Annotated in this window: 15 protein-coding genes; 9 read left to right on the top strand and 6 right to left on the bottom strand. The window is 54.8% G+C overall.

Annotated features, from left to right (window positions below; genetic code table 11):
- The 4 genes from HGO37_RS15410 to HGO37_RS15425 all read left to right on the top strand — a co-directional run.
- Window positions 1-251 (top strand): hypothetical protein (locus HGO37_RS15410; protein ID WP_250984099.1); only part of this gene is annotated, 251 nt, incomplete at its 5' end.
- 259 nt (window positions 252-510) lie between these two features.
- A complete protein-coding gene (gene hrpB / locus HGO37_RS15415) occupies window positions 511-3,000 on the top strand; it encodes an ATP-dependent helicase HrpB (protein WP_250984100.1) in 2,490 nt (829 codons plus the stop codon).
- A 108-nt stretch (window positions 3,001-3,108) separates the two neighbouring features.
- On the top strand, window positions 3,109-4,413 hold the full coding sequence (locus tag HGO37_RS15420) for an ActS/PrrB/RegB family redox-sensitive histidine kinase (protein WP_250984101.1): 1,305 nt from the start codon (window positions 3,109-3,111) through the stop codon (window positions 4,411-4,413).
- A 72-nt stretch (window positions 4,414-4,485) separates the two neighbouring features.
- Window positions 4,486-5,076 (top strand): ActR/PrrA/RegA family redox response regulator transcription factor, encoded by a 591-nt coding sequence (locus HGO37_RS15425; protein WP_192490641.1) that lies wholly within the window; start codon window positions 4,486-4,488, stop codon window positions 5,074-5,076.
- A gap of 13 nt (window positions 5,077-5,089) precedes the next feature.
- On the opposite strand, the gene HGO37_RS15430 is transcribed toward HGO37_RS15425, so the two are convergent.
- The gene (locus HGO37_RS15430) at window positions 5,090-5,575 is read right to left on the bottom strand and encodes an MmcB family DNA repair protein (protein WP_250984343.1); all 486 of its coding nucleotides are present in this window, start codon (window positions 5,573-5,575) and stop codon (window positions 5,090-5,092) included.
- A gap of 169 nt (window positions 5,576-5,744) precedes the next feature.
- Between HGO37_RS15430 and HGO37_RS15435 the strand changes: the two genes are divergently transcribed.
- A complete protein-coding gene (locus HGO37_RS15435) occupies window positions 5,745-6,434 on the top strand; it encodes a L,D-transpeptidase (RefSeq protein WP_250984102.1) in 690 nt (229 codons plus the stop codon).
- 64 nt (window positions 6,435-6,498) lie between these two features.
- Here the strand turns inward: HGO37_RS15435 and HGO37_RS15440 are convergent, their stop codons facing one another.
- Window positions 6,499-7,740 (bottom strand): MFS transporter, encoded by a 1,242-nt coding sequence (locus HGO37_RS15440; RefSeq protein WP_250984103.1) that lies wholly within the window; start codon window positions 7,738-7,740, stop codon window positions 6,499-6,501.
- A 120-nt stretch (window positions 7,741-7,860) separates the two neighbouring features.
- Here HGO37_RS15440 and HGO37_RS15445 point away from each other — a divergent pair, with 120 nt between their 5' ends.
- Window positions 7,861-8,316 carry a winged helix-turn-helix transcriptional regulator gene (locus tag HGO37_RS15445; protein WP_250984104.1) on the top strand — a complete coding sequence of 152 codons (456 nt, stop codon included), beginning with the start codon at window positions 7,861-7,863 and terminating at the stop codon, window positions 8,314-8,316.
- A 51-nt stretch (window positions 8,317-8,367) separates the two neighbouring features.
- On the opposite strand, the gene HGO37_RS15450 is transcribed toward HGO37_RS15445, so the two are convergent.
- The 4 genes from HGO37_RS15450 to hslV form a co-directional block, all read right to left on the bottom strand.
- The gene (locus tag HGO37_RS15450) at window positions 8,368-10,536 is read right to left on the bottom strand and encodes a malate synthase G (protein ID WP_250984105.1); all 2,169 of its coding nucleotides are present in this window, start codon (window positions 10,534-10,536) and stop codon (window positions 8,368-8,370) included.
- Between the two features lie 156 nt (window positions 10,537-10,692).
- Window positions 10,693-11,658, bottom strand: a complete 966-nt coding sequence (locus HGO37_RS15455) for a DUF1402 family protein (RefSeq protein WP_250984106.1) — start codon at window positions 11,656-11,658, stop codon at window positions 10,693-10,695.
- A gap of 179 nt (window positions 11,659-11,837) precedes the next feature.
- Window positions 11,838-13,145, bottom strand: coding sequence for an ATP-dependent protease ATPase subunit HslU (gene hslU, locus HGO37_RS15460; RefSeq protein WP_250984107.1), 1,308 nt, complete (start codon window positions 13,143-13,145; stop codon window positions 11,838-11,840).
- 31 nt (window positions 13,146-13,176) lie between these two features.
- Complete coding sequence (hslV, locus tag HGO37_RS15465) at window positions 13,177-13,704, bottom strand: ATP-dependent protease subunit HslV (protein WP_250984108.1); 528 nt, start codon at window positions 13,702-13,704, stop codon at window positions 13,177-13,179.
- A gap of 202 nt (window positions 13,705-13,906) precedes the next feature.
- Between hslV and hisB the strand changes: the two genes are divergently transcribed.
- From hisB to hisH, 3 genes are all read left to right on the top strand, one after another.
- Window positions 13,907-14,503, top strand: coding sequence for an imidazoleglycerol-phosphate dehydratase HisB (gene hisB, locus HGO37_RS15470; RefSeq protein WP_250984109.1), 597 nt, complete (start codon window positions 13,907-13,909; stop codon window positions 14,501-14,503).
- Between the two features lie 62 nt (window positions 14,504-14,565).
- The gene (locus HGO37_RS15475) at window positions 14,566-15,057 is read left to right on the top strand and encodes a DUF2628 domain-containing protein (protein WP_250984110.1); all 492 of its coding nucleotides are present in this window, start codon (window positions 14,566-14,568) and stop codon (window positions 15,055-15,057) included.
- Between the two features lies 1 nt (window position 15,058).
- Window positions 15,059-15,709: an imidazole glycerol phosphate synthase subunit HisH gene (gene hisH / locus HGO37_RS15480; RefSeq protein ID WP_250984111.1), complete on the top strand. Its 651-nt coding sequence runs from the start codon at window positions 15,059-15,061 to the stop codon at window positions 15,707-15,709.
- Window position 15,710 lies beyond the last annotated feature (1 nt).

Below are 15,710 nucleotides of genomic sequence, written 5' to 3' on the forward strand. Positions count from 1 at the left end.
TAAGGTCCCGCAAGCTTCGCCGCCCACGTTTCTCTTTCTTCTCATATTCAATTGTCAAAAAACTGACACACATCAGTGTCCAAAAATCCAACCCCAAAATCCGAAAACCCTGGGAACAAACCAGCCATAAAAGCCAATCTATCGTGATTTCTCTAGAACGAAGCAGTCCGTCGCCAGCAGCGCCGCCGCCCTCGTTCAGTGAGCGGACTTATAAATCTATCCCAACAAACAAGTCAACAGGGGGAATGTAAAAAAATTGTCATTTTTTCATCACATTGATTCTAAACAGTAATTTCTGCAACCCAGACAAAATATCCCAAAATCATTCCCAACAACAAAAATGACCGAAGCAAAAGAAGAAATTCAGCGGGAGCAATACGTATATAAAGGGACAAAATCCCTCACCCAGCCCAATGGCTGCGCTGTATCTTCACCAGCACACTTGAATCTGTGGGCCTGCTGTTTAAGAGCATAGTGCAACAAAGAGGCTGACGAGCGAGATCAAGTGAGATGCCCCTCCCCCATGCAGGAAAGTTGCCGGACCTGCCGGTCAGCCATGTCCTACCGCAAATTGCGTTAGCGCTTGATGCTGGACGGTGTGCAATACTCTCAGCGCCACCGGGCGCCGGTAAAACGACATTGGCGCCGCTTTATCTTCTCGATCAGAGTTGGATGAAGAACGGCAAGATCATTCTATTGGAGCCAAGGCGACTGGCGGCACGGGCGGCGGCGGCACGCATGGCATCTATATTGGGTGAAGAGGTCGGCGAAACCGTTGGTTACCGCATGCGGCTCGATAACCGCATAAGCGACCGCACTCGCGTCGAAGTCGTCACGGAAGGCGTGTTCAGTCGCATGGTGCTCGACGATCCCGAACTTCCCGATGTCGCCGCAGTAGTGTTTGATGAATTTCATGAACGTTCGCTTGACGGCGATTTCGGGTTGGCACTGGCACTGGATGTGCAAGCCGGGCTGCGCGATGATCTGCGTATTCTTGTCATGTCGGCGACGCTGGATGTCGAGAAGGTCAGTGCCCTACTGGGCAATGCACCGACAATTGAGAGCATGGGCCGCAGTTACCCTATCGATATCCATTATGATGAACGGACGACGCCTGATCGTGTAGAAGACAGGATGGCACGGGCAATCATTGAAGCACACGCCAGTGATGCCGGTTCGATATTGGCGTTTTTGCCGGGGCAAGCGGAAATCACGCGCACTGCCGAGCGCCTGCAAGGCAGGTTTGATCCTGATACTTCCATCATACCCCTATACGGTAACCTGTCACAGAAAGAGCAAGACGCTGCCATTCGTCCGACAGATCCAGGCAACCGCAAGATCGTGTTGGCAACGTCGATTGCTGAGACATCTATCACCATTGATGGTGTGCGTATTGTCATTGATAGTGGATTGCAGCGCCTACCGGTCTTCGAGCCGGCAACCGGGATAACCCGGCTAGAGACACAAAGGGTATCACAAGCCTCTGCCGAACAACGTGCCGGACGCGCCGGAAGAACGGAGCCGGGGACGGCCATCCGCTTATGGCACCCGGGCCAGACTGCTGCCCTGCCAGCCTTTACGCCACCACAAATTCTGTCCAGCGACCTTACTGGATTGGCACTCGATCTGGCGCATTGGGGGGTAGCAGATCCGACCACATTATCCTTCATGGACCAGCCGCCGGCAATTGCGCTGGCTGAGGCACGGTCCTTGCTGCAGAAACTCGGAGCATTGGATGCCGGTTACAATATTACCGCACAGGGCAAGATCATGCGAGGCCTTGCCTTGCCACCTCGTTTGGCCGCGATGGCCGTTCACGCAGCAAGACAGGGAGACGCTGAACAGGCATGTCTGCTGGCCGTACTTTTAACTGAGCAAGGGCTTGGTGGTCAGGACATCGATCTAGAAGAACGTTTGCGACGTTTCCGGTTTGAAAAAGGAGACCGGGCAGAAGCGGCGCGCAAACTGGCAAACCGCCTTGCAATGTCACTGGCGAAGATGACGGGCGGGGCTGGCGAGAAGTCCAAGGTGCGGCCGAGTGCCGGTCAACTTCTCCTACATGCCTTTCCCGACCGCATTGCTTTGCAGCGTGGGGCGCGGGGGCGTTATGTCATGGCGAATGGCCGTGGCGGTGAACTTGGTGAAACCGAGCAACTAGCGGGCCAGCAAATGCTTGTCGTCACCGATATAACAGGACGAGCTGCTCAGCCACGTATTCTGTCCGCAGCTGCTGTGTCCCGTGCAGATATAGAGAGCGAAATGCCGGGTATTGTCGCGCAGGAAGACCAGTTTTTCCTCGACAGACAAAGTGGGCAGGTGCGCGCCCGCAAAGTAACGCGCATCGGCGCTATCATTCTTGACGAGACCCCGCTACCGCGCCCCACTGGGGAGAAAGCTGCCATGGCAATGGCGCAAGGCATTCGGGAGCGTGGATTGTCGCTGCTTGGCTTCAGCAAAGAAGCACAGCAATTGCGCCACCGTATCGGGTTCCTGCACCGTACATTGGGTGAACCATGGCCGGATATGAGCGATGACGCTCTACTGTCGAGGCTTGAAGACTGGTTTGTACCCTTTCAGAGCGACTGCAAAGGTCTTTCCGACGTCAAACCCGGGACGTTGTTTGACGGGTTGATGTCACTTCTACCGCATGGGTTGGACCGCGATCTTCCCCGACTTGCGCCAACCCATTTCGAAGCTCCTACGGGTCAACGACATCAGGTACATTATGACGGTGAAGAGCCATTGCTGGTCATACGGGTGCAGGAATTGTTTGGCCTCAAGACACATCCTGCTGTTGCAGGCGGCAAATTACCGCTCCTGTTGGAATTGACCTCGCCTGCGCATCGCCCCATACAGACGACACGCGACCTACCAGGGTTCTGGTCCGGTTCGTGGAGAGATGTACGCGCTGACATGCGTGGCCGTTACCCGCGACACCCTTGGCCAGAAAATCCCGCAGATGCCGCGCCGACCAACCGTGCAAAGCCACGCGGCACCTGATCACGTGTCGCAAGACCTGTGTCCCTCCCGGTCGGTACCAAGAGTTTTGACCGCTATGCCCGCGACAAGACAATAAAGTCTGACGTGAATAGCATGAAGGAGACTGGCATGGCCGTTCAGCCAATCGAAAATACCCAGCTTGACCGGTTCAGCCGCCAGATACGTTTGCAAACAATTGTGCGTTTACGCTGGCTAGCAGTAGCCGGGCAGAGTGCAACACTGCTGCTGGTGGAATTGGTGCTGAAGTTCCCACTGCCTTTGGTGCCGTGCATCCTTCTCGTCGCAGCATTGGCGGCCGCCAATCTTGTTCTGACTGCCCGCTTCCCATCGACACACCGACTTGAGCCGCGTTCGGCCACTTTGCTACTTGCATTTGACCTTCTGCAGCTGACAGCGCTTCTTTACATCACCGGCGGTCTCTCCAACCCGTTCAGCCCACTAATTTCCGTTCCGGTTATCATTGCATTTGCCTCGCAGCCGCTGCGTTATTCGCAAGTGCTGTTGGGTGTTGCACTTGTCTGCTCGGCAATTATTGCATTCTCCCCCTATCCCGTACCTTGGTATCCGGGTGAGCCATTGCCGATCCAACCGATCATGCAGGTCGGCATGTGGTGCTCGATCATTGCTATGATGCTGTTTACCGCCTTCTACGCCTACCGGGTTTCCAATGAAGCCAATCAGCTTGCCAATGCACTGGCGGCCACGGAACTGGTGCTGGAACGCGAAAAACATCTGTCGCAGCTTGATGGCCTTGCTGCGGCCGCAGCCCATGAATTGGGCACACCACTTGCCACGATTAGTGTGGTCGCGAAGGAAATGGAACGCGAGCTTGGTAAGGATGAGCGGTTTGGCGAGGATGTCTCGCTGCTGCGCAGCCAGAGCGAACGTTGCCGTGACATTCTGAAGCGGCTGACTTCCCTTTCTGCTGACGGCGAAGAACATATGCGTCGTCTGCCTCTCTCCTCGTTAATGGAGGAGGTGATCGCGCCGCACCGCGAGTTTGGCATCAAGATCAATCTGGTCGACATCAATGGACGGGATGGAGAGCCTGTCGGATCCCGTAACGCTGGCATACTGTACGGTCTGGGCAACCTGATCGAAAACGCCGTCGACTACGCCAGCAAATCGGTGATCATCACTGTTGAACACAACGCCCAGCAGGTGCGCATTACCATTGAAGATGACGGCGAGGGTTACGCCCCGGACATTCTGGTGCGTATCGGTGATCCCTACGTGACCAAACGCCAGAACATGGCGCGCGCCGGCGGATTGGGCCTCGGGCTTTTTATTGCCAAAACCCTGCTGGAACGTTCCGGCGCTACGCTGACATTCGAGAACCGATCCGACACGACAGGCGCACGCGTCAAAGTGGTCTGGCCGCGCAGCATCATGGACGACATCAGGGCGAAATGACTTTACGCCAAGGCCGCTAAGGGCCATAACAATTATCACCTATAAAGACAGAAATAGCCGGGAGGCCGGGGCATGAGCAACGAAACCCAAACCACAGCGTTAAGTGGCGCAGACCAACCAACAGAAGACCATATCGGGCCTGACAAGACCCTGCTGATCGTTGATGATGACGGTCCGTTTTTGCGCCGTCTGGCACGCGCCATGGAAACAAGAGGATTTGTTGTCGACACGGCCGAGACGGTCAGTGAAGGCATTGCCAAGTCGAAGATCATGCCACCGAAATACGCGGTGGTCGATTTGCGCCTGACGGATGGCAATGGTCTGGAAGTCATCGAAGCCATTCGTCAGAACCGCGACGACACGCAGATCGTCGTGCTGACAGGTTATGGCAACATTGCCACCGCTGTTACCGCCGTTAAGCTGGGTGCACTGGATTACCTGGCAAAACCTGCCGATGCTGATGACGTCTTCAATGCGTTGACGCAGCGCGCCGGTGAGAAAAAGGAACTACCGGAAAACCCGATGTCTGCGGACCGAGTACGCTGGGAGCACATTCAGCGCGTCTACGAGATGTGTGAACGCAACGTGTCGGAAACAGCTCGTCGTTTGAATATGCACCGCCGCACCCTGCAGCGCATTCTGGCCAAAAGAGCCCCTAAGTAAGGACGCTGACCGGTCACTCCCCAAAGGTTTGGCCGGTTTGCCATTCGGCGAGCATCAAGCGGCGCGCCGCCGTTCGTGAGAAGTCGAGAGTGATCGCCTTACGCCGCGCCGGTACCAGCTTGTGTTCCGGTGCCTCGCGCAACATATGCGCCGAGTACCCGTCCGAAACAATCAGACCAAAGTCCGGCGGAAAGATATCAAGCGGCACTTCATTATGGGTTGCAAAAAACAGCCTGTCGCAAAACAAGCGATATTCCGGCCATTTGCGATCGACACGAAAATCTTCAATCGATGATTTGATCTCGATGATCCAGATCTCGCCTTTCATGGACAGGCTGATCAAGTCCGCGCGTCGGCCATTGGCAAGCGGCAATTCTGGCAACACAGCATGGCGCATCTCATGCAACAAACGCTGCACGCCACGTCGCACCAGCATGGCCTTTTCAGATTGCCGCCCGTCGACCAGCGGGTTACCGGCACCAAATGAAACGATGGTCATATCAAAGCCCTGTGAAATGTTGCAAAAAGGCCATCCCGTCACAATTAATCGCTGCATAGCGTGATGCTGCAACGCAATGCCTTGCAAAGCCCAGTCTAATGGAAAATAAGCTGCTGACAAAGGTGGTTCAACCTTCCCCATCACCAGCGTCATTTTCCGCGAGAACATCATGCGCATTCGCACTATTTTGACTGCATTCGGTCTGACAGCAACGCTTGCCATAACCGGTTGTGCTTCTACGAGTTCTGAAGTTTCGAAGAACGAGGCTGCTCCGATAGCAGCCCCTGCCCGCGTTGAAACTGTTCAGATTTTCAACGATGTTTATGGTCCGGTCACCGACGCCGGTTACGCACTGCCAGCAATTCCGATCGAGCGTGTGAACGAGAAGTTCCGCCGCCAGATCGTTGAGTTCCAGACACAGGAAAAGCCGGGCACGATCATCGTCAACACCCGCGAGCGTTTCCTGTATTACGTCATGTCCGGCAACCGCGCCGTTCGTTACGGCATCGGCGTTGGCAAGCAGGGTTTTGCATGGGCGGGCGAAGCCTATGTTGCCTGGAAGCAGGAATGGCCAATGTGGCACCCGCCAAAGGAAATGGCTGTACGCAAGCCGGATATTGCCCAGTACGTTGAAAAGGGCATGGGTCCTGGTCTCAGAAACCCGCTCGGCGCACGCGCCATGTACCTGTTTAACGAAAAGGGTCAGGACACACTGTTCCGTATCCATGGTTCGCCAGAATGGGCTTCGATCGGCACAGCTGCGTCCTCCGGCTGCATCCGTATGATCAATCAGGATGTGATCGATCTTTACAGCCGTGTTCGTCCAGGCCGTACCTCCAAGGTTATCGTGATCCAGTAAGGTCACGCAAACGACCAAAATCACAAAAGCCGCCGGAGAACGTCCTGGCGGCTTTTTTGTTTGCTCAGATGTTGTGCTGTCGCATGACGCTTGAAGAAATCCAGAATAACACGGCGGACAGGCTGAATGTTGCACCGAGCATCGATACGCCCGTCCAGCCAAATTGGGCATAGGCGGTGGTTGACGAGATGGCTCCTACTGCACTTCCTGTCGAATAGAACACCATGTAACCGCCAACCAGACGACTGCGCGCATCTGGGCGAGCCGTAAAGATCACACTCTGATTGGTCACATGGACTGCCTGAATTGCGAAATCAAGCAACACCACACCTACGACAAAAAGCAGCAAAGACGCGGGCAAAAGGCCGACCAGCAACCATGAAAGGCTGAGCAAAAGGAGCGACAGGCCCGTTACCCGGTTAGCATGACCACGATCGGCAAGATGTCCGGCTCCACTGGCAGCAAGTGCACCCGCTAGGCCGGCAATACCAAACAGCCCTATACTGGTGTGTGAAAGCGAAAAAGGAGTAGTACTCAGTGGCAACACCATTGCCGTCCACAAGGTGCTAAAACTTGCAAAAATGAGAAAAGCCAGGATGCCTCGCTCGCGCAGAATGCGCTCTCGCAGAAACAATGCTGGTATGGATTTTACGATTGCCCAATAGCTGCCTGTCCGTGCGGTGGACGGCGCTCCGCCCGGCAGGACACGGGCAAGCACCAGACCCATGATCAGCATCAAAAATGCGGACACCATATAAACGGTGCGCCAGCCGCCGAAATCAGCGAGTACACCGGAGACAAACCGGGCAGCAAGAATGCCTATCACTACCCCGCCCGTCACAAGGCCAATGGCGTGTCCCTGTTGTCTGGGAGCCGCCAACGTCGCGGTAAAAGCCACGATGACCTGCACGACAACAGCAAGAAGTCCGACACAGATCATTCCGACGAAGAGAATGGCGACATGCTGGGCTGTTGCAACAATCGTCAACGCCGCCGCGGACAGAAGGATTTGGCAGATGATAAGCTTACGGCGGTCAATCAGATCACTAACCGGCACAATGAGCAGAAGCCCTGCGACGTAACCGACATGCGTCAGCGTGACGACAAGTCCAATTGATGCGGGCTCAATGCCAAAGTCAGCCGCCATGACATCGAGCAATGGCTGGGCATAATAGATATTCGCGACACTGAGACCACAGGTCAAAGCAAAGATCAGAATGATCCAGCCAGACAGGCTGGCGGGTTGAAGGCTTTGGACGTGTGGTGCATCGGGGTGGAATGGGGCAAGATTGACTGGCGTTTCCATGGACATGTTTCCTTTGTGGTCTTATAACAAGACCACTTGCCACATTTGCATTCCAGTTCTATTTTAGAACTAGATTTGGCAGATAGCCGCCATCACGCGCCTTAACGTGGAACAAAGCAGATGAAACGTAAGAGTTTTCGGGAAGCGGAGTGTCCGGTCGCACGGACGCTGGACGCGATCGGTGACTGGTGGTCCTTGCTTATCATTCGCGATGCATTTGATGGAATCAGTCGATTCAGCCAGTTTCAGCAGAACCTCGGTATTGCCAAGGGTATGCTGACAACGCGGTTGCGCGATCTTGTTGAGGCGGGCGTACTAGGGCTGGCCCCAGCCTCTGATGGTAGTGCCTATCAGGAATATGTGCTGACCGAAAAAGGGCGGCGACTTTTTCTTGTTATTGTCTCGCTGCGACAATGGGGTGAAGACCACCTCTACCAAGCCGACGAACCCCGCTCCACACTGGTGGAGACCAATACAAATCATCCGGTTTCGCGGCTGGAATTATCCTCTTTATCCGGGAAAAAGCTTACCTGGGAAGAAACCCGGATCGTTGCAGCCCAGCGCCGCAGTTCATGACAATGTCTGTCACGACGCTGTCTCGCCTCGTGACAGACCTGAGGGGATATATCAGCCTGCCAGCTTTGCCTTCAACTCTTGGCGACGGCGGTGCAGAACCGGTTCAGTATAACCGTTTGGCTGCATACGGCCCTCCAGCACCAGTTCCAGTGCTGCCTGGAAAGCAACGGAATCGTCAAAATTTCCGGCCATTGGTGTGTACGCAGCATCGCCGGCATTCTGACCATCGACCACAGCTGCCATTCGCTGCATTGTTTCAACGATCTGCTGACGACTGGCGATACCGTGATGTAGCCAGTTGGCCATGTGTTGCGCAGAGATGCGCAGGGTCGCACGATCTTCCATCAGGCCAACATTGTTGATGTCAGGAACCTTGGAACAACCAACACCCTGATCAACCCAACGCACGACGTAGCCCAAAATTCCCTGGGCGTTGTTATCCAATTCGCGCTGGATGTCTTCAGCAGACCAGTTTGGACGGCTGGCGACAGGTACCGAGAGAATATCGCCCAGCTTGGCGCGCGGGCGGCTTTTAAGCCCCTGCTGGACGGCGGCAACATCGATCTTGTGGTAATGGGTTGCATGGAGTGTCGCCGCAGTCGGTGAAGGTACCCAAGCGGTGTTTGCGCCAGCCTTTGGATGGGCGATCTTCTGCTCCAGCATCGCGGCCATCAGGTCCGGCATGGCCCACATGCCCTTGCCGATCTGCGCATGACCGGACAATCCACATTCCAGACCGATGTCGACATTCCAGTTTTCGTAGGCTGCAATCCAGGCCGCCTGCTTCATGTCGCCCTTGCGGATCATTGGACCCGCTTCCATGGAGGTGTGCATTTCGTCACCGGTGCGATCAAGAAAACCGGTATTGATAAACACAACACGGTCCTTTGCCGCGCGAATGCACTCCTTGAGATTGACCGTGGTACGGCGCTCCTCATCCATAATGCCCATTTTCATGGTGTTGAGTTTCATGCCAACCAAAACCTCAACACGCGAGAAGATTTCGCAGGCGAAGGCCACTTCTTCAGGGCCATGCATCTTGGGCTTCACGACATACATCGAACCGGCACGCGAGTTCTTGTAGCGACCACCGGGGCCAATGTCATAAAGCGCAATCAAAGCAGTGATGACACCATCCATGATGCCTTCGGGCACCTCGTTACCGTTACGGTCAAGAATAGCCGGGTTAGTCATTAGGTGGCCGACATTGCGAATCAACATCAGCGAACGACCGGGTAGCGTCAGTGCTGAACCATCAGGGGCCGTGTAGTCACGATCGGTGTTCAGCGTGCGGGTAAATGTCTTGCCCGCCTTGGTCACGCTTTCCTTGAGATCACCGCGCATCAGGCCAAGCCAGTTCCGATAGACTTCAACCTTGTCAGCAGCATCCACAGCGGCGATGGAATCTTCGCAGTCCATGATGGTTGTCAGCGCCGATTTGGCAATCACATCCGAGATGCCGGCAGCATCGCTTTTGCCAATCGCAGTTGTTGGGTTGATGACAATTTCGATATGCAGACCATGATTGGCCAGCAGAATAGCGGAAGCCTGCGTCGCCTCCCCTTTGTAGCCGGCAAACTGCGCAGGATTTTTGAGGCCTGTCACGCCACTGGATGAGGCGATTTCCAATGTTCCGTTGTTGACCCGCAGGGCGTTGATAGCGGTCCAGTCACCATCAACAAGCGGAAACGCGTCATTGAGAAATGCTCGTACCCACGCAATGACCTTGTCACCGCGCTTGGGATTATAGCCTTCGGTCTTTTCGGCACCGTCGGTTTCAGGAATGGCATCCGTGCCATAAAGCGCGTCGTACAGCGAACCCCAGCGGGCATTGGCAGCATTCAGCGCGTAACGGGCATTCATGACCGGAACGACAAGCTGCGGGCCAGCGATCTGCGCGATTTCCGGATCGACATTATGAGTCGAAATGGTGAAGGCACCGCCCTCCGGCTGGATGTAACCGATATCGCGGAGAAATTGCTCGTAGACAGCAAGATCTACAGGTGCACCGTTCTGCCGGTACCAGTCATCAAGTTTAGCCTGAAACGCGTCACGCTTTTCCAACAGAGCGCGATTCTTCGGCGAAAGGTCGTGCACGATTTCGGAAAAACCGGCAAAAAACGCATCGGCATCAAGTCCGGTTTCAGGCAGGACTTCTGTGGTCAGAAAGTGGTGCAGCTTTGCGTCTACAGATAGTCCGTGCTTTTCAACGAAGGTCATACAGGGCTCTCCAAAACTTCTGGTGTTTGGGTGCCACATTGCCAGCAGGATATTTTTAGTCAATCACACAAAAGTAAGAAGGATCTGTTCCGTCTGGGAACAAATCCTTCAAGATCAATAACAAAATAGGCCTTGGGCAGATCCAAGCCTGATGGCTTACAGCAATTTTTTGAGGTCTTCGATGCGGTCGTTGACCAACCAGCCGTAATAGTTTTCTTCCGGCCAGGCTGGCCCATCACCTGCGGCAGCACGGGCGCGATTGCGCGCGGCCAAAGCTCCGGCACGCTGTGTGGAGCCACCGACATTATAGAGCGTCGATGTCAGACCGGGATTGTCAGAAATATCCATGTTTGCAATGGACTTGTAATCGTCAATTGATTTGCGGATCGACGCAGCCATGAAGGCAAGCGAGCGATCAGGATCCATAATCGCCTTGTAAACCGCCGCAGCGTCGTTTTCATCCAGCTTTTCATAGCCCGATGTTTTGGAAACCATGTCAGTCAGCATCAGAGCTGTCAGCGGGTTCATCTGGCCCAAACCAAAGGTCTGACCTGCATAAAAGGGCTGGAAAAATACGGCACTAAAACGATTGTCCGGATAGGATTTTCCACCAACCTTGCGGCCACGGAAGCTTTTTTCCCAGACATTTTCCCGGCACGACCACAGACGGTAAGCATCCGAGTTTGGCGAACAGTTGGCAAATTCAGGTTTTGCAATGAACTGGGCAATGGTTTCGTCTTCATAACCGAAGCGGAAACTGCTGCCAGCGTAGGATGCCGCCTTGACGTAATAGGACTGCAAGCGGTCGTAGGCGTCGACATTATAGGTATGTTCGCCGACAATCGCACCGATCATATGAATGGGGTCGATGCCGTAGCGACCGGCTGTCGACTTGATCTTACCGATAAGCTGCTTGTCGCTGGACAGGAGATCGATGACCTTCTGGTATTTTCTCTCGTAACTTGAATTGCTGGCTTTCGTGCGTCGCGCCGATGCACCTGGTACACCCGGCTGTTCCGCATTGCGGTTACCCGCAGGAACAAGCGTGGCAGCATCAGCTGCTGCAGTCGAAAAAGCCGTCATCAGCAGTGCGGCGGCGAGTGTCACAATTGTATGGCGCAAGACCGGATGCCTCATTCTTCCCTGAGATGCTTCCCTCTCCTCCAGAGTGGTTACATCTGCACGCTGCTCCGTAAAAGGAGTTCCCAAACAAATTCCAGCCTCCCCTTACAGAAAAGAGAGGCTGGATGTCGAGGAAAAGCAGACCGTATCACCGAATATTGCAGTAACGATGGTTCTTTTTACAGAATATAGCGGGACAGATCGGTGTCAGCGGCAATGTCGCCAACATGCTTGCGAACATATTCGCTGTCGATGTTGACTGCGGAGCCGCCACGGTCCGGTGCATTATAGGAGATGTCGTCCAGAACCCGCTCCATCACCGTTTGCAGACGACGTGCGCCGATATTTTCCACGGTTGAGTTGAGGTGGACCGCCACATCGGCCAGTGCATCAATCGCGTCTTCGGAGAAATCGAGATCAAGCTCTTCAGTCTTCATCAGAGCCTTGTACTGGCGGATGAGGCTTGCTTCCGGCTCCGTCAGGATACGACGGAAATCGTCCTTGGACAGCGCCTTCAATTCCACGCGGATCGGCAGACGGCCCTGAAGTTCCGGAAGAAGATCCGAAGGTTTGGCCACATGGAATGCGCCTGACGCGATGAACAGGATATGGTCGGTTTTTACCGGACCATATTTGGTCGAAACCGTGGTGCCTTCCACCAATGGCAGAAGGTCTCGCTGCACGCCTTCGCGCGACACACCGGCACCCATGCCGCCATCACGCGCCGCGATCTTGTCGATTTCGTCGAGGAAGACGATACCGTCATTTTCAACAGATCGTACAGCTTCACGCTGGATGACTTCATTGTCGATCAGCTTGTCAGATTCGTCACGGATCAACTCAGGATAGGATTTCGAAACCGTGGTGCGGACTTTCTTCGACTTGCCGCCCATAGCCTTGCCGAACATTTCCGACAGGTTCAGAACGCCGATATTAGCGCCTGGCATGCCGGGAATGTCGAAGCCGGGCATGCCCGCTCCGCTATCGGCAATCTCGATATCGATTTCCTTGTCGTCCAGTTCACCATCACGCAGCTTCTTGCGGAAGCTTTCACGCGTGGCAGGCGACGCTGTGGTTCCGACCAGCGCATCGAGAACGCGCTCTTCAGCACTGTCATGCGCCTTGGCCTGCACCTCGGCGCGTTTCTTTTCACGAACCAGACCGATGCCGATCTCAACCAGATCGCGGATGATCTGCTCGACGTCGCGACCGACGTAACCAACTTCGGTAAATTTTGTCGCTTCGACCTTGATGAACGGAGCACCCGCCAGTTTGGCAAGGCGACGGGAGATTTCCGTCTTGCCGACACCGGTTGGTCCAATCATCAAAATATTCTTCGGCATGACTTCGTCGCGCAGGCTCTCATCGAGCTGCTGACGACGCCAGCGATTGCGCAGGGCAATCGCTACAGCGCGCTTCGCCTCGTGTTGGCCAATGATGTAACGGTCAAGTTCCGAGACGATTTCGCGGGGAGAAAAAGTTGTCATGAATTTTACCTCACGGCCTTCGTAGCCGGATTCAGTTATCGGAATCGAGAGTTTCGATTACAAAACTATGGTTGGTATAAACGCAAATATCAGCAGCAATATCGAGCGCGCGGCGAGCAATGTCTTCCGCATTCTTGTCAGAATCCATCATGGCGCGAGCCGCGGCAAACGCATAATTTCCGCCCGAACCGATGGCCATTGTGCCATGTTCCGGTTCCAGCACGTCACCATTGCCGGTGATGGCCAGTGTTATGGTCTTGTCAGCGACAATCATCATGGCTTCAAGATTACGCAGATACTTATCCGTGCGCCAGTCTTTGGCAAGCTCAACCGCTGCACGCATCAGCTGGCCTGGATATTGTTCCAGTTTCTTTTCAAGTCGATCGAGCAGCGTAAAGGCATCGGCCGTCGCACCGGCAAATCCGGCGACAACTTCACCCTTCCCGATGCGGCGGACCTTGCGGGCATTGCCCTTCATAACCGTCTGGCCGAGACTGACCTGGCCGTCACCGGCGATTACGACCTTACCGCCCTTACGAACCGTTATAATCGTTGTCATCAAACACCTGTCTGCCCTCGATGGGCACGTTACAATCGGACCGACGTGGCCCTTTCCAAGCGTCTATGTAAGGAGGCTTTTGGCGATTGCAATCATGCTGACAATGTCAACACAGGCCACTATATGACAAGGTGATGTAACTTCTGGATATTTGCCGATCTTGCTGATAAGGAACGGCCATCATTTGCATGGAGCAGCCAGAATGGCAGAGCGTAAGGGTGAGATTTCCCGCAAGACCAACGAGACATCGGTATCGGTGCGCGTAAATGTCGACGGGACCGGACAATCAAAAATTTCGACTGGCGTCGGCTTTTTTGACCACATGCTGGACCAGCTTGCCCGCCATTCGCTGATCGATATGGAAATCGAGGTGCAGGGTGACCTGCATATCGATGATCACCATACGGTCGAGGACACCGGCATTGCCATTGGCCAGGCCATTGCCAAGGCACTGGCAGATCGCCGCGGTATCACGCGCTATGCCTCGCTTGACCTTGCCATGGATGAAACCATGACCAAAGCGGCTGTCGATATCTCCGGGCGTCCATTCCTCGTGTGGAACGTCAATTTTTCCGCGCCGAAAATAGGCACGTTCGACACCGAGTTGGTGCGTGAGTTCTTCCAGGCACTGGCACAGAACGCCGGTATAACCCTGCATATTCTCAACCACTACGGCGCTAACAACCATCATATCGCCGAAACATGCTTCAAGGCCGTTGCCCGCGTGCTACGCACCGCAACGGAAATCGATCCACGGCAGGCAGGTCGCGTACCCTCTACCAAGGGCATGCTGGCCTGAATGTCTGAGCAGGCAGGAAGGCAAGACGCCTTTCAGCCGCTCTGAAATTTGTCAGGAAAGCCATGACAAGCTATCTCGTTCTTGAAGCGCCCGATGGAGCCGATCCACAAGGGCTTTCGCCCCGGTTCGTTGCCGACCGCTTTTCCTGGCTTGGTTTTATCGTGCCGTGGATATGGCTTGGTGCGAACCGCCTGTGGCTGTTTGCGGTCCTTGCCATTGTGGTCCAGATCCTCGCCGGTGCCCTGTCTACAGTCAGCGGATTTGAGGTCGCGGGCGCTCTCTGCGCGCTGACCCTTGCTCTGCTGACCGGTTTTGAGGGTCGAAACCTGCTTATCCGACATTTGACCTCCAAGGGTTGGGAAACGAAGGACATTATCGTCGCTCCCGATCTGGCAACTGCCGAAACCATTCATTTTTCCATGGCCGCAGACGAGCCGTCGCCAGAGACAGCTGTTATAAAACCGGAATGGAAAACCTCATCGCAGGGTGTCTCCCGCCTTGCAGACAGTGATGCAGCCGGACTGTTCCAGTTCGATTTCAGTGGAAGGCGCTGACATGCGTGTGGCAATCATCGACTACGGTTCGGGCAATCTGCGCTCGGCCACCAAGGCTTTTGAACGGGCCGCAAGTGAAGCTGGCATTGCCGCCACGATCGAACTGACTGACAAGGCAGACGTTGTGGCGAAAGCTGACCGTGTTGTGCTGCCCGGCGTCGGCGCCTACGCAGATTGTCGCGCCGGCCTCAACGCTGTTCCAGGCATGTTGGAGGCGTTGAAGGACGTTGTCGAACACAAGGCACGGCCGTTTCTTGGCATCTGTGTTGGCATGCAGCTGATGTCCTCGCGCGGTCTTGAGAAAACCACCTCTGAAGGGCTTGGCTGGATCAAAGGCGACGTCGTTGAAATGACACCGGACGACAAGACCCTGAAAATTCCGCAGATCGGCTGGAATACGCTGGATGTGAAGCATCCTCACCCCTTGTTTAACGACATCAAAACCGGAAAAGATGGTCTGCACGCCTATTTCGTGCATTCCTACCATCTGGCAGCGACGAACCACGATGACGTTATTGCCACAACCAATTACGGCGGGGCGATGACTGCTTTTGTTGGCCGCGACAACATGGCCGGTGCACAGTTTCACCCTGAAAAAAGCCAGACGCTTGGCCTCGCCCTTATTTCCAATTTCCTGCGCTGGAAGCCCTGAC

Source organism: Rhizobium sp. CG4 (assembly GCF_023701965.1).
Taxonomy (GTDB): Bacteria; Pseudomonadota; Alphaproteobacteria; order Rhizobiales; family Rhizobiaceae; genus Agrobacterium.